Source organism: Micromonospora echinospora (assembly GCF_900091495.1).
Taxonomy (GTDB): Bacteria; Actinomycetota; Actinomycetes; order Mycobacteriales; family Micromonosporaceae; genus Micromonospora; species Micromonospora echinospora.
In genome coordinates this window covers 47,343-61,169 of record NZ_LT607413.1, presented here as the reverse complement: position 1 = coordinate 61,169, position 13,827 = coordinate 47,343, and the positions used below count along the sequence as shown (strand labels likewise).

The following is a 13,827-nucleotide window of genomic DNA, read 5'->3' as shown; positions in this document are numbered from 1 at the left end:
CGGGCCGCCGCCCGCCCGGAACGGCTGCGGCCCGCCCGGATGCATCCGCGCGACGTGCTGCGGGTCGGCGGGGTGGGGCTGCGTACCCGTCCGCTGCGGGCCTTCCTCTCCGCGCTGGGCATCGCCATCGGCATCGCGGCGATGATCAGTGTCGTCGGGATCTCCTCGTCGTCCCGGGCCGACCTGGACCGGACCCTGGCGGCGCTCGGCACCAACCTGCTCACCGTCGCGCCGGGCAGCACCCTCTTCGGAGCCGACGCCCAACTGCCGGTCGAGTCGGTGGAGATGATCTCCAGGATCGGGCCGGTGCAGCAGGTGGCGGCGGTCGCCCAGCTCGCCGACACCCCGGTCTACCGGTCGGACCGGATCCCGGCGGCGCAGACCGGTGGCCTGGGCACCCAGGCGGTCACCCTGGACGTCCTGGACACCGTCGGCGGCACGGTCGCCCACGGCACCTGGCTCAACGACGCGACCGCCCGGTACCCGGCCACCGTGCTCGGCGCGGTCGCCGCCGAACGGCTCGGGCTCGGCGCGGCCGGCCCGGACATCCAGGTCTACATCGACGGCCGGTGGTTCACCGTGATCGGGATCCTCCGGCCGGTGCCGCTCGCCCCGGAGATCGACTCGGCGGCGCTGGTCGGCTGGCCGGCGGCCACCACCTACCTCGGGCTGGACGGGCACCCGACCCGGATCTACACCCGTTCCGCCGAGGAACACGTCGAGGCGGTACGGGGAGTGCTGGCGGCGACCGCCAACCCGGAGCAGGCCAACGAGATCCAGGTGTCCCGGCCCTCCGACGCGCTGGCCGCCCGGCAGGCCACCGACGAGGCGTTCACCGGCCTGCTGCTGGGCCTGGGCGCGGTGGCCCTGCTGGTGGGCGGCGTCGGGGTGGCCAACACCATGGTCATCTCGGTGCTGGAGCGGCGGGCGGAGGTCGGGTTGCGTCGGGCGCTCGGTGCCACCCGGGGACAGATCCGGACCCAGTTCCTCGCCGAGTCCCTGCTGCTGTCCGCCCTCGGCGGGCTGGGTGGGGTGCTGCTGGGGGTCCTCGTCACCGCCGGTTACGCCCTCTCCCAGGGCTGGCCGACGGTGGTGCCGGCGTGGGTGATGGCGGGTGGCATCGGCGCGACGGTCGTCATCGGCGCGGTGGCCGGGCTCTACCCGGCGATCCGGGCCAGCCGGCTGTCGCCCACCGAGGCGCTGGCCACGCCCTGAGGCGATGGTCGCCCTTCCCCGGCCCGGGGGACGGGTGCGGCGCCCGACGGCCGGTGGGGACACCGGTCGTCGGGCGCCACGTGGCGTCGGGTCAGCGTCGGGTCACCTTGACGAGTTCCCAGCCGCCCAGGTGCGTGTTCGGGTCGGTCCGCAGGTTCATCGGGTTCGCCATGCCGACGTAGAGCGTGGACCCCTCCGCGACCATGGTCCGGACCCCCTGGTTGAGCGGGTTGCCGAAGCCGGTCTTGTCGACCGCGCGGGCCGGCCGCCCGGGAACGTCGAACGACCACAGGTCGGAGCCGAAGGTGGGCGGGTCGACTCCGGGCTCCGGCTCCGCCGGCATCTCGCCGTCCAGGCCGATGTAGGCGAAGTCCATGGTGCCGACGTAGAGCCGCCCGCCGGCCACGATCATCTTCCAGGCGTACAGGTTGTACGGGTCACCGAAACCGGACCCGCCGTGCGCCGGGGTCACGCCGGTCGGCGCGGTCAGCCAGGCGCCGACGCCGTTGTTCGCCGCCGGGTCGTACTTCGGGAGCTGGGACTCGCCGTAGAGCGTCTCGACCGTCTCGTCCGCGCCGCCGAAGTCCCGGCCCCGGAGGACGACGAACGCCCGCTGGGTGTTCTCCACGGTGGCCGCGAGCTGCTCCTGGTTCTTCGGCGGGTAGACCTTGACGTGCAGCGCGGTGGCCTGGAGCGGGACGTGCATGGTGCCCCAGTAGAGGTACCCGCCGTAGGAGGCGAGGCCGCCGAGCGCGTACGTCCGCCGGACCACCGGGTCCGGCTCGTACTCGGCCGGCGACCAGACCTGGGTCCAGCCGGTGGCGTCCGGCGGGTTGAGGCCCGCCTCCCCGTCGGCCAGCGGCGGGCTCATCCAGAGGCTACCCAGGTCGGCGGTGTTGTCGGCGGCGGTCGCGGCACCCTCCACGATGGCCTTCGGCCAGGTGGTGACGTAGAGCCGGCCCTTGTGCGCGGTGATGTCCGCGGCCTGGGTCGGCAGGTCGCCGACCACGGTGAAGGCGAACGGGTTGCTCCGGTCACCCGTCCAGCGCAGGACCCGGCCGGCGTCACCGCCGTTGGTGCCCATCCCGACGCCCGCGTAGAGCACCCCGTCGGCGACGGCGAAGTGCCGGATGTTCTCGTAGTCGGCGAGGTTGGTCGAGCCGAGGTAGTGGCCGGTGAGGGTGTCGAAGGCGAACAGGTTGATGCCGGCGACGAGGCTGGGCCCGGCGAGCAGCACCACGCCCCGGTGGGCGGCGCCACTGCGCAGCCCGGCCGTCGAGCGCAGCAGGGCGGCGTCCGCCGGCGACGCGTCGGTGACGTCCGCGGTCCGCTCGGTGAGCTGCTCGTCGGTCAGGTCGTAGGTGTAGACCTCCGGCGGCCGGTGGTCGCCGAGGTTGGCCGGCAGGGCGGGGTTCTGCCGGGCCGGCTGGCTGTTGGCGAACTCGCAGGCGTAGTCGTCGTTCAGGATCGGTTCCCGGACGTTGTAGCCCTCCGGCTTGAGGCAGAGGACGTTCGCCCCGGTGCCGAACCAGAGCTTGCGTCCGGCCTTGGCCAGACCCCAGACGTACGACTGGTTGACCTTCTCCTGGCCCACCGCGCAGGGCGGCCCGGCCGGGTAGTCGACGCCGACCCCGGCGAAGCACTCGTCGGCGGCGGCCTTGGCCAGCAGCCGTACGCTCTCCGGGGGCCGCCCGCCCCCGGCCTCGACCTCGGCCGCGGCCGGGACGGCCGAGGTGGTCACGAGACCCAGGGCGACGAGGACGGTCAGTAGTCGACCTGGTGGTTGGAGCCGACGCATCTGTCTTCCTTCCGAAACCGTGCGGGAGCGGCGTCGGAGCCCGGAACGGGTCACCGGATTCGCCGCCGAGTGGAGGGGTTGCCACACGACTCGCCGGGTGTGCCCGTGCGTCGGGTTACTGCATTCCGGGAGCGTGCGGGAGAGACGTTAACACGCTCATCAATGGCATTCTATCGAATGTCGCCATTAAATAATTTGGAACGACGGGTGATCCGTCGATCGATCGTCGCACCCGGTCGGAACGTGTGCCGGGAGGCGGTCGCGCGCATTGTCGATCAACCGCAAAGCTGGCCAAAGGTGCACAAGGTGCCGGTCGCCCAAGAGCCGGCGCAACCAGGGCGGGCGGGTGTGTCCACAGTGCCCCGGCACGGCGGTGGGCCGGGGGCGCGCGATTGTCGCCGGGGATTCTGGTGCGGCTATTTCCGGCCTGCGTGAAAAGCACCGTTGTTTACTCGGCATAAACCCGTGCCATGACCGTTGTCCGGGTTCACCACAAGTTCTCGATCGCCCGTGGAATTTCCACCGTCATCCGGTGCAATCTCAGGTGCCGGAGGTGTCGCCCCGCTTCGTCGTCGCCCTCAGGTAGTCGCGGTTCAGTCGGCCGATGGTGTTCAGCGGGATGCCCTTCGGGCAGACCACCGTGCACTCGCCGGCGTTGGTGCAGCCGCCGAAGCCGGCCTCGTCGTGCGCGTCGACCATGCCGAGCACCCGGGTGTACCGCTCGGGCTGGCCCTGCGGCAGCAGCGAGAGCTGGGTGACCTTGGCGGCGGTGAAGAGCATCCCGGAGCCGTTCGGGCAGGCGGCCACGCACGCGCCGCAGCCGATGCAGGCCGCCGACTCGAAGGCGGCGTCCGCGTCGGCCTTCGGGACCGGAGTGGCGTGTGCCTCCGGCGCGCTGCCGGTCGGCGCGGTGACGTATCCGCCGGCCGCGATGATCCGGTCGAAGGCGCTCCGGTCGACCACCAGGTCCTTGATCACCGGGAAGGCACGGGCCCGCCACGGCTCGATGTCGATGGTGTCGCCGTCGGAGAACTGTCGCATGTGCAGTTGGCAGGCGGTGGTGCCGCGCTGCGGCCCGTGCGCGTCGCCGTTGATCATCAGGCCGCACATGCCGCAGATGCCCTCGCGGCAGTCGTGGTCGAAGGCGATCGGCTCCTCGCCGCCGAGGATCAGCCGCTCGTTGAGCACGTCGAGCATCTCCAGGAAGGACATGTCCGGGGAGACGTCCTCGACCCGGTAGGTCACCATCCGGCCCCGGTCCCGGGGGCCGGACTGTCGCCAGATGCGCAGGGTCAGGTTCACTTGTAGCTCCGCTGCGTCGGGTGGACGTATTCGAAGGTCAGGTTTTCCTTGTGCAGCACCGGGGGCTGGTCGCCGTCGGCGAACTCCCACGCCGCGACGTACGCGAACCGCTCGTCGTCGCGCTGCGCCTCGCCGTCGGGGGTCTGGTGCTCGGCCCGGAAGTGGCCGCCGCAGGACTCCTCCCGGTGCAGGGCGTCGACGCACATCAGCTCGGCCAGCTCGAAGAAGTCGGCCACCCGGCCGGCCCTCTCCAGCGACTGGTTGAGCCCCTCGCCGTCGCCGGGCACCCGGACCCGCTGCCAGAACTGCTCGCGCAGCGCCCGGATCTCGTCGATCGCCTTGCGCAGCCCGGCCTCGGAGCGCTCCATGCCGCAGTGCTCCCACATGATCTGGCCCAGTTCGCGGTGGAACGAGTCGACGGTCCGGTCGCCATTCACCGCCAGCAGGCGCTGGATCCGGTCCTCGACGTCACGTCGCGCCTCGACCGCCGCCGGGTGGCTCGCCGTCACCGGCGCGAACGGGCCGGCGGCCAGGTAGTTGGCGATGGTGTTCGGCAGCACGAAGTACCCGTCGGCGAGGCCCTGCATCAGCGCGGACGCCCCGAGCCGGTTCGCCCCGTGGTCGGAGAAGTTCGCCTCACCGATGACGAACAGGCCGGGGATGGTGGACTGGAGGTCGTAGTCGACCCAGAGCCCGCCCATCGTGTAGTGCACCGCCGGGTAGATCCGCATCGGCACCTGGTACGGGTCCTCGCCGGTGATCCGCTCGTACATCTCGAAGAGGTTGCCGTACTTCGCCTCGATGGCCTTGCGTCCGAGCCGGTCGATCGCGTCGGCGAAGTCCAGGTAGACGCCGAGCCCGGTCGGCCCGACGCCCCGCCCCTCGTCACACACGTTTTTCGCGGCCCGCGAGGCGATGTCCCGGGGGACCAGGTTGCCGAAGGAGGGGTAGATCCGCTCCAGGTAGTAGTCCCGCTCGTTCTCGGGGATGTCCTTCGGGCCGCGTCGGTCGCCCTTGGCCTTCGGCACCCAGACCCGGCCGTCGTTGCGCAGCGACTCGCTCATCAGGGTCAGCTTCGACTGGTGGTCGCCGGAGACCGGGATGCAGGTCGGGTGGATCTGCGTGTAGCAGGGGTTGGCGAAGTACGCGCCCTTGCGGTGCGCCCGCCAGGTGGCGGTGACGTTGCAGCCCTTGGCGTTGGTGGAGAGGTAGAAGACGTTGCCGTACCCGCCGGTGGCGAGCACCACCGCGTCGGCGAACTCGGAGGTGATCTCGCCGGTGACCAGGTCCCGGACCACGATGCCCCGGGCCCGGCCGTCCACCACGATCAGCTCCAGCATCTCGTGCCGGGCGTTCATCTCCACCGTGCCCAGCCCGATCTGCCGTTCCAGGGCCTGGTACGCCCCGAGCAGCAACTGCTGGCCGGTCTGCCCCCGGGCGTAGAAGGTGCGCTGCACCTGCGCGCCGCCGAAGGAGCGGGTGTCCAGCAGGCCGCCGTACTCGCGGGCGAACGGCACGCCCTGGGCGACGCACTGGTCGATGATGTTCACCGACACCTCGGCCAGCCGGTGCACGTTCGACTCCCGGGAGCGGAAGTCGCCGCCCTTGACGGTGTCGTAGAAGAGCCGGTGCACCGAGTCGCCGTCGTTGCGGTAGTTCTTCGCCGCGTTGATGCCGCCCTGCGCGGCGATCGAGTGCGCCCGGCGCGGGCTGTCCTGGTAGCAGTAGGTCCGGACCCGGTAGCCCTGCTCGGCGAGGGTGGCGGCGGCCGACCCGCCGGCCAGCCCGGTGCCGACCACGATCACCGTCATCTTCCGGCGGTTGGCCGGGTTGACCAGCTTGGCCTCGAAGCGGCGGCGGTCCCAGCGGGTCTCGATCGGACCGTCGGGAGCCGTGGCGTCGGCGACCGGGTCGCCTTCGACGTAGAGATCCATGATCAGTCCACCAATCCGGTGAGTACGGCGAACGGGACCGCCAGGTAGCCGGCGCAGAGCGCGACGGAGAAGAGCAGGGCGACGAGCCGGGCCCGGCGCTCGCCGCGCGGGGTCTGCTGGCCGAGGCTGCGCAGCGCGCTGAAGAGGCCGTGTCGCAGGTGGAACCCGACGGTGACGATCGCCAGGGTGTAGAAGAGCGTGACGTACCACCGCGCGGGGGCGAAGTCGGCGACCACGTTGGCGTACGGGCGGCTCGGGTCGCCGACCGGGTTCAGCGTCCCGGTGGTCAGGTCGAGCAGGTGGTAGACCACGAAGAGCAGGATGATCACGCCGCCCCAGCGCATGGTCCGGGCGGCGTAACTGCCCTGCACCTTCTTGCGGTGGGCGTAGCGGACCGGGCGGGCGGCGCGGGCCCGCCGGGCGAGCGCGGTCGCTGCCGCGATGTGCCCCAGCACCGCCACGAGCAGGCCGACGCGCATGATCCAGAGGAACCAGACGCCGGGCAGGATCGGCGCGCCGATCTCCCGGAGCCAGTGGGCGTAGTGGTCGAACGAGGTCTGCCCGGCGAACGTCTTCAGGTTGCCGAGCATGTGCGCGACGAGGAACAGCACCAGGACGATGCCCGTCACCGCCATGACGGCCTTCAGGCCGACGCTGGAACGGACGGGCGATCGGGACGACGTGACTACCACGCGATCGACGCTAGGAGGAACTGCAATCAGTCGTCCAATGCATCGAACTCGCAGCTTGTATAGCTATAAGCTATGTAGATGCAGTTCCATCAGCTTCGGTACTTCGTGGCAGTGGCTGAACTACGACATTTCACGCAAGCCGCCGACCTCGTGGGGATCACCCAGCCGTCGTTGAGTAAGCAAGTTCACGCCCTGGAGACGTCACTCGGCACCCCGCTCTTCGAGCGTGTCCGAGGCAACATCGCCCTCACCGCCGCCGGTGAGGTGCTGCTCCCGTCCGCCAAGCGGATCCTCGCCGACGTGGAGACCGCGCAGCGCGAGGTGCAGGAACTGGTCGGCCTGCGCCGGGGACGGGTCCGCCTCGGTGCCACGCCCAGCCTGGTCACCTCGCTCGCCCCGCCGGTGCTGGCCCGGTTCCGGGAGGCGTACCCGACCGTGGACCTGCGGGTGGAGGAGGGCGGCTCCCAGGACCTCGTCCGGGACCTGCTCCGCGGCGACCTCGACCTGGCGCTGATCATCATGCCGGCCCAGGGCGCCGACCCGGGGCTGCGCGCCGACCCGATCCTGCGGGAGAGCCTGGTGGTCGCCTCGCTGGACCCGCTCCCGGCCGCCGGCGGCGGCGAGCTGCGCATCGCCGACCTGCGCGACCAGCCCCTGGTGATGTTCCGGCAGGGCTACGACATCCGCGACGCCACCCTGGAGGCCTGCCGGGCCGCCGGCTTCGAGCCCTCCTTCGCCGTCGAGGGCGGCGAGATGGACGCCGTGCTCAGCTTCGTCGAGGCCGGGCTCGGGGTGGCCCTGGTCCCGGGCATCGTGGTCGCCCGCCGCCCCCGCATCCGGGTCACCCCGCTCGCCCCGCCCGGGGTGCGCCGGACCATCGCGGTGGCCCGCCGGCGGGACGCCGTACCGACCCACGCCGGCCGGGAGCTGCGCCGGATCCTGCTCGACCACATCCGGGACGCCGCCGGCCGGGGGAACCTGCCGCCCGGCGTCGCACCGCTCTGACCCGCGCGCCGGCTCAGCGCCCCTCGGCCACGTCCATCGCCCGGTAGATCCGCTGCTCGGAGACCGGGTACGGGGTGCCGAGCGCCTGGGCGAAGACGTTCACCCGCAGCTCCTCGATCATCCAGCGGATCTGCCGGACCGCCTCGGCGTCGCGTCGGCCCGCCGGCAGGGCGGCCAGCATGTCCTGGTACTCCTTCTGCACCACCGCGATCCGGTCCTGCTGCTGGCGGTCCCGCTGCGGGTTGCCCGGCAGCCGGTCCAGCCGCCGCTCGATCGCCGTGAGGTAGCGCAGCAGGTCGGGCAGGCGGGCGTACCCGGTCTCGGTGACGAAGCCGGCGTGCACCAGCCCGGCGAGCTGGCCCTTGAGATCGGCCAGCGCGGCCACCAGGGTCAGGTCGGTGGTCCGGGTCAGCCGCTGCTGCACCGCGTGCGCGGCGGCGAGCACCTTCCGGACCCGGTCCATCACCTCGACCACGGTGTCCACCAGGTCGGCGCGGACCTTGTCGCGCAGCGCGGCGAAGCCCTCGGCGTCCCAGGCCGGACCGCCCGCGTCGGCCACCAGCTTGTCGATCGCCGCCCCGGTCGCGTCGGCGATGAGCTGCTGCACCCCGCCGTGCGGGTTGCGGCTCAGCGCCAGCTTCGCCTCGTTGGAGAGCCGACCCTGGAGGAACTTCGCCGGGTTCGCCACGGTCAGCCGCAGCAGCCGGCGGGTGCCCGCCCACATCGCCGCCGCCTGCTCGGCCTCCGAGTCGAAGACCTTCACCCCGACCGTCTCGCCCTCGTCCACCAGCGCTGGGTACGCGGTGACCCGGTAGCCGGCGCGGACCTGTTCGATGGTGCGCGGCAGCGTCCCGATGGTCCACTCGCGCAGCCCGGTACGGGCCACGTCCGGCGCGGCGGCGGCGACCACCTGGCGTACCTCGGCCTTGAGCTGGCGTTGCAGGGCCGGCAGGTCCTTGCCCTCGGCGACCGGCTTGTTCTCCTCGTCCAGCACCCGGAAGGTGACCCGCAGGTGCGCCGGCAGCTTGTCCAGGTCCCAGGCGTCGCGGGGCACGGTCACCCCGGTCATCCGGCGCAGCACCCGGGTCAGCGCGTCCAGCAGCGGCTCCTCGCCCGGCGTGATCGCGGCCAGGGCCGCGCGGGCGAAGTCCGGCACCGGCACGAAGTTGCGCCGGACCGCCTTGGGCAGGGAACGGATCAGCGCGACCACCAGTTCCTCGCGCAGCCCCGGCACCTGCCAGTCGAAGCTCTCCGCCGGCACCTGGTTGAGCAGCGGCAGCGGGATGTCCACGGTCACCCCGTCGGTCGGGGTGCCCGGCTCGAACCGGTACGTCAGCGGCAGCGTGACCCCGTCGGAGCGCCACTCGTCCGGGTAGTCCGCCTCGTCCACCCCGCCCCGGCCGGCGTTGACCAGCAGCTCCCGGGTGAAGGTGAGCAGGTCGGGCTGCTCCCGGCGGGTCTTCTTCCACCACGCGTCGAAGTGCCGGCCGGAGACCACGTCGGCGGGGATCCGCTGGTCGTAGAAGGCGAAGATGGTCTCGTCGTCGACCAGGATGTCCCGGCGGCGGGCCCGGTGCTCCAGCTCCTCGATCTCGGTGAGCAGCTTCTGGTTGTCCCGCCAGAACTGGTGGTGGGTGGACCAGTCGCCCTCGACCAGGGCGTGCCGGATGAACAGCTCCCGGCTCAGGCCCGGGTCGATCCGGCCGAAGTTCACCTTCCGGCCGGTGACCAGCGGGATGCCGTAGAGGGTCACCTTCTCGTACGCGAGGACCGCCGCCTGCTTCTTCTCCCAGTGCGGCTCGCTGTAGCTGCGTTTGACCAGGTGCTGGGCGAGCGGCTCGACCCACTCCGGTTCGACCCGGCCGGCAACCCGCCCCCACAGCCGGGAGGTCTCCACCAGCTCGGCCGCCATCACCCAGCGCGGCGGCTTCCTGAACAGCGCCGATCCGGGGAAGAGCGCGAACTTGGCCCCCCGCGCGCCGAGGTACTCGTGTTTCTGCGGGTCCTTCAGCCCGACGTGGGAGAGCAGCCCGACCAGCAGCGACTGGTGCACCTTCGGGGTGTCGATCTCCTCCGGCAGGTCCGCGCCCCGGTCGCGCCGGCCGCCGGTCTCCGCCGTGTCGCGTCGTCCGCCGTCCGCGCCCCGCGCGGGCTCGCGTCGGCCGCGTCCCCCATCGCCCGGTTCCGGGGTACGCAGCACCTGGCGCACCTGGCTGACGATGTCCTGCCACTCGCGTACCCGCAGGTAGTTGAGGTACTCCGCCTTGCACATCCGCCGGAACGCGCTGGAGGAGAGCGCGCGCTGCTGTTCGCGCAGGTATCGCCAGAGGTTGAGGAACGTGACGAAGTCCGACTCCTTGTCGGTGAAGCGGGCGTGCGCCTGGTCGGCCTGGGCCTGCTTCTCCGCCGGCCGTTCACGCGGGTCCTGGATGGAGAGCGCGGCGGCGATCACGACGACCTCGGTGGCGCAGCCGTTGCGTTCGCCCTCCACCACCATCCGGGCCAGCCGGGGGTCGACCGGGAGCTGGGCCAGCCGCCGGCCGAGCGGGGTGAGCCGCTTCGCCGGATCGGTCTGGGTCAGGTCGAGCGCGCCCAGCTCGTGCAGCAGGTTCACGCCGTCGGTGATGTTGCGCCGGTCCGGCGGGTCGATGAACGGGAAGGCGGCGATGTCCCCGAGCCCGATCGAGGTCATCTGGAGGATGACCGAGGCCAGGTTGGTGCGGAGGATCTCCGGATCGGTGAACTCCGGCCGGGAGAGGAAGTCCTGCTCGTCGTAGAGGCGGATGCAGATGCCGTCCGAGGTGCGCCCGCAGCGGCCCTTGCGCTGGTTGGCCGAGGCCTGCGAGACCGGCTCGATCGGCAGCCGCTGCACCTTGAGCCGGCTGGAGTAGCGGGAGATGCGGGCGGTTCCCGGGTCCACTACGTACTTGATGCCGGGGACGGTCAGCGAGGTCTCCGCGACGTTGGTGGCGAGCACCACCCGGCGTCGGCTGTGCGGGGCGAAGACCCGGTGCTGTTCGGCGGAGGAGAGCCGGGCGTACAGCGGGAGGATCTCGGTGCCGAGCAGCGAGCGCTTCTTCTCCACCAGCTTGCCGAGCGCGTCGGCGGTGTCCCGGATCTCCCGCTCACCGCTGAGGAAGACCAGGATATCGCCCGGCCCCTCGGCGGCCAGTTCCTCGACCGCGTCGCCGATCGCCTGGATCTGGTCCCGGACGTTCTCCTCGTCGTCGCCCTCGTCGTCCTCGGCCCCGGTGACCTCCACCAGCGGCCGGTACCGCACCTCCACCGGGTACGTCCGCCCGGAGACCTCCACCACCGGCGCGGGCTTCCCCTCGGCCGCGCCGTCGACCGGCGGCGCGGCGAAGTGCCGGGCGAACCGGTCGGTCTCGATGGTCGCCGAGGTGATGATCACTTTCAGGTCGGGCCGGCGGGGGAGGAGCTGCCTCAGGTACCCGAGGATGAAGTCGATGTTCAGGCTGCGCTCGTGCGCCTCGTCGATGATCAACGTGTCGTACTGGCGCAGCATGCGGTCGTTCTGGAGTTCGGCCAGCAGGATGCCGTCGGTCATCAGCTTGACCAGGGACCGGTCGCTGACCTGGTCGGTGAAACGCACCTTGTAACCGACCACGTCACCGAGTTCGGTGCCCAGTTCCTCGGCGATCCGGTCGGCGACCGTACGGGCGGCCAGTCGGCGGGGCTGGGTGTGCCCGATCAGCCCGTGGACGCCCCGCCCCAGCTCAAGGCAGATCTTCGGCAGCTGGGTGGTCTTGCCGGAGCCGGTCTCGCCGGCCACGATCACCACCTGGTGGTCGCGGATCGCGGCGGCGATGTCGTCCTTGCGCTCGCTGACCGGCAGACCCACCGGATAGGTCACCGTCGGCACGGCGGCCCGGCGGGTGGCCAGCCGCGCCTCGGCGCCGGCCACGTCGGCGGCGATCTCGGCCAGCGCGGCGTCCCGCCGGGCGGGGTCGCGCAGCCGGCGTGCCCCGTCCAACCGGCGTTGGACGCGACGCTGGTCGCGGAACATCAGCGCGGCCACCCGGCGGTGCAGCTCACCGAGGGAGGCGGAGGGCTCGCGGACGCTGTCGGGCGTGGCGGAGGCGGAAGGATTCTGCATGTCGTCGCCAAGGATAGGCAGCCCGTCGCCGGACCGCTCCCGGGTTACCGTCGGCCCCACCTCCGCCGTCCACCGGACGGGCCGGCCGGTCGGTGCGGGGAGGGTCACCCTCGGCGACGCCGAGGGTCTACAGTTGGTCGCCGATCGAGCGCGGGGGATGCGATGACGATGCGCGACACCGACCGGGCGTTGGTGCAGGCCGCCGGTGCGGTCGCCCGGCTACGCTGCCGTGGCGCCCGGCACACCGTGGCCGCCGCCGCCCGGACCCCGGAGGGCCGGGTCCTCACCGGGGTCAACGTCCACCACGCCGAGGGCGACACCTGCGCCGAGGTGGTGACCATCGGCACGGCCGCCACGCAGGCCGCCGGTGAGCTGGAGACGATCGTCGCGGTGGGGGATCGGGGGCGGGAGATCCTGACGCCCTGCCACCGGTGCCGGCGGCTGCTCCTCGACCACTTCCCGGCCATCCGGGTGATCGTCGGCCCGATGGACGAACCCCACGTGCTGCCCCTGGCCGACCTGCCGACGCCCAGCGCGACGCCGCAACGCTGACCGGGGTGGCCTGACTCCCCACGACAGCTCCGGGAACCCAGCCGGTCTCCTACCGGCGCTGCGCCGACCGGCCGGCGTCGGCACCCTCGTCCGTGGTGCTGTCCCCGGCCGGGTGGTCGACGTCGCCGTCGTCCGTGGCCGGGTGGGCGGCGACCGGGCCCGCGCCGGTGGTGCGCGCCGCGCCGGTGGGGTGGTCCGGGGCGGTGGCGTGGTCCGGGCCGGTGGTGTGCCCTGCGTCGGTGGTGTGCACCGGGTCGGCATGGTCGGCGCGTCGGCGGCGCGCCCAGAGCAGGGCCGCGCCGCCCGCGACGACGGCCAGCGCGATCTTGAAGCCGACCTTGCCGAAGGCGAGGTTGCCGAGGCCGATGCTGATCACCCCGGCCCACCAGGACGGATCGAGGTACCGGTCCCGGTCGGTGGAGAACTCCCAGTCGCGGAGCCACCAGCCGAGGGCCACCAGACCCAGGGCGAGCACCCCGACGAGGACGGACGCCGCGATCAGTCGGGCTGTGCTGTTACGTGCCGCGGACATGGCCCGAGACTATGCGCCACCTGCCAGCCGTCCATCACCCGGCGGGGCGGGCGGCGGACGGCTGGCAGTGTCGGCGCAGGTCGGGCGGTGGGGTCGGCGCGGGTTGAGCGGTGGCGTCGGGTCAGACGCCGGCGGCGACCGGGGTGGCGGCGCGGCGACGGCCGAACAGCACGTGGTCCAGGCTGAACCGGCCAGCGCCGACGGCGGCGAGTAGCAGCGCCGCCGCGCCGAGAGCGAGGACGAGTTCGTAGCCGCCCTGGTCCACGAAGATGCCGTTGCCGGCGTGCACGAAGACGTAGGCGCCGAGCATGTTCAGCGCGAGCAGCACCCCGGCGACCGGGACCGCCAGGCCGAGGACCAGCGCCGCGCCGCCGAGCAGCTCCACGGCGGTGGCGAACCAGGCGGCGAGCGTCGGCAGCGGTACGCCGGACTGGTCGAAGAAGGCGGCGGTGCCGTCGACACCGTTGGTGACCAGCTTCTGCCAGCCGTGGGCGAAGAACACGACGCCGACGCCGATCCGGGCGAGCAGCATCGCGACGTCACGAACGGAAGCAGGCAGGGACATGGGTCTTCTCCTCGGTTGGGCGACGGTGGAACGCCGGCCACTCGGGCCGGCGGAGGCGACGGCCAGCGCGTCGCTGCCGGCCCGGAGAGGACCGGGTGGCGTTGGCACGCACGGC

The 13,827-nt window shown here is 72.2% G+C and carries 10 protein-coding genes; 3 read left to right on the top strand and 7 right to left on the bottom strand.

Going from position 1 to position 13,827, the window contains the following annotated elements; translation table 11 throughout:
* Nucleotides 1–39: 39 nt before the first annotated feature.
* Nucleotides 40–1,215 carry an ABC transporter permease gene (locus tag GA0070618_RS00290; protein WP_088985170.1) on the top strand — a complete coding sequence of 392 codons (1,176 nt, stop codon included), beginning with the start codon at nucleotides 40–42 and terminating at the stop codon, nucleotides 1,213–1,215.
* Between the two features lie 91 nt (nucleotides 1,216–1,306).
* On the opposite strand, the gene GA0070618_RS00285 is transcribed toward GA0070618_RS00290, so the two are convergent.
* From GA0070618_RS00285 to GA0070618_RS00270, 4 genes are all read right to left on the bottom strand, one after another.
* Nucleotides 1,307–3,013 carry a hypothetical protein gene (locus GA0070618_RS00285; RefSeq protein WP_088979821.1) on the bottom strand — a complete coding sequence of 569 codons (1,707 nt, stop codon included), beginning with the start codon at nucleotides 3,011–3,013 and terminating at the stop codon, nucleotides 1,307–1,309.
* A gap of 540 nt (nucleotides 3,014–3,553) precedes the next feature.
* Complete coding sequence (locus tag GA0070618_RS00280) at nucleotides 3,554–4,315, bottom strand: succinate dehydrogenase/fumarate reductase iron-sulfur subunit (protein ID WP_088979820.1); 762 nt, start codon at nucleotides 4,313–4,315, stop codon at nucleotides 3,554–3,556.
* Nucleotides 4,312–6,249: a fumarate reductase/succinate dehydrogenase flavoprotein subunit gene (locus GA0070618_RS00275; RefSeq protein ID WP_088979819.1), complete on the bottom strand. Its 1,938-nt coding sequence runs from the start codon at nucleotides 6,247–6,249 to the stop codon at nucleotides 4,312–4,314. The genes GA0070618_RS00280 and GA0070618_RS00275 overlap by 4 nt, the downstream gene beginning before the upstream one ends.
* A gap of 2 nt (nucleotides 6,250–6,251) precedes the next feature.
* On the bottom strand, nucleotides 6,252–6,941 hold the full coding sequence (locus GA0070618_RS00270) for a succinate dehydrogenase cytochrome b subunit (protein WP_088979818.1): 690 nt from the start codon (nucleotides 6,939–6,941) through the stop codon (nucleotides 6,252–6,254).
* Nucleotides 6,942–7,019: 78 nt separating this feature from the next.
* Here GA0070618_RS00270 and GA0070618_RS00265 point away from each other — a divergent pair, with 78 nt between their 5' ends.
* Nucleotides 7,020–7,946 (top strand): LysR family transcriptional regulator, encoded by a 927-nt coding sequence (locus GA0070618_RS00265; protein WP_088979817.1) that lies wholly within the window; start codon nucleotides 7,020–7,022, stop codon nucleotides 7,944–7,946.
* A gap of 13 nt (nucleotides 7,947–7,959) precedes the next feature.
* Here GA0070618_RS00265 and hrpA read toward each other — a convergent pair whose 3' ends face one another.
* Complete coding sequence (gene hrpA, locus GA0070618_RS00260; protein ID WP_088979816.1) at nucleotides 7,960–12,063, bottom strand: ATP-dependent RNA helicase HrpA; 4,104 nt, start codon at nucleotides 12,061–12,063, stop codon at nucleotides 7,960–7,962.
* Nucleotides 12,064–12,231: 168 nt separating this feature from the next.
* Here hrpA and GA0070618_RS00255 point away from each other — a divergent pair, with 168 nt between their 5' ends.
* Complete coding sequence (locus GA0070618_RS00255) at nucleotides 12,232–12,615, top strand: cytidine/deoxycytidylate deaminase family protein (protein ID WP_231931544.1); 384 nt, start codon at nucleotides 12,232–12,234, stop codon at nucleotides 12,613–12,615.
* 49 nt (nucleotides 12,616–12,664) lie between these two features.
* On the opposite strand, the gene GA0070618_RS00250 is transcribed toward GA0070618_RS00255, so the two are convergent.
* Together GA0070618_RS00250 and GA0070618_RS00245 are read right to left on the bottom strand one after the other, a co-directional pair.
* A complete protein-coding gene (locus GA0070618_RS00250; protein WP_088979814.1) occupies nucleotides 12,665–13,147 on the bottom strand; it encodes a hypothetical protein in 483 nt (160 codons plus the stop codon).
* 121 nt (nucleotides 13,148–13,268) lie between these two features.
* Entirely contained in the window at nucleotides 13,269–13,712 is a 444-nt protein-coding gene (locus GA0070618_RS00245; protein WP_172900239.1) for a DoxX family protein, read from the bottom strand.
* Nucleotides 13,713–13,827 lie beyond the last annotated feature (115 nt).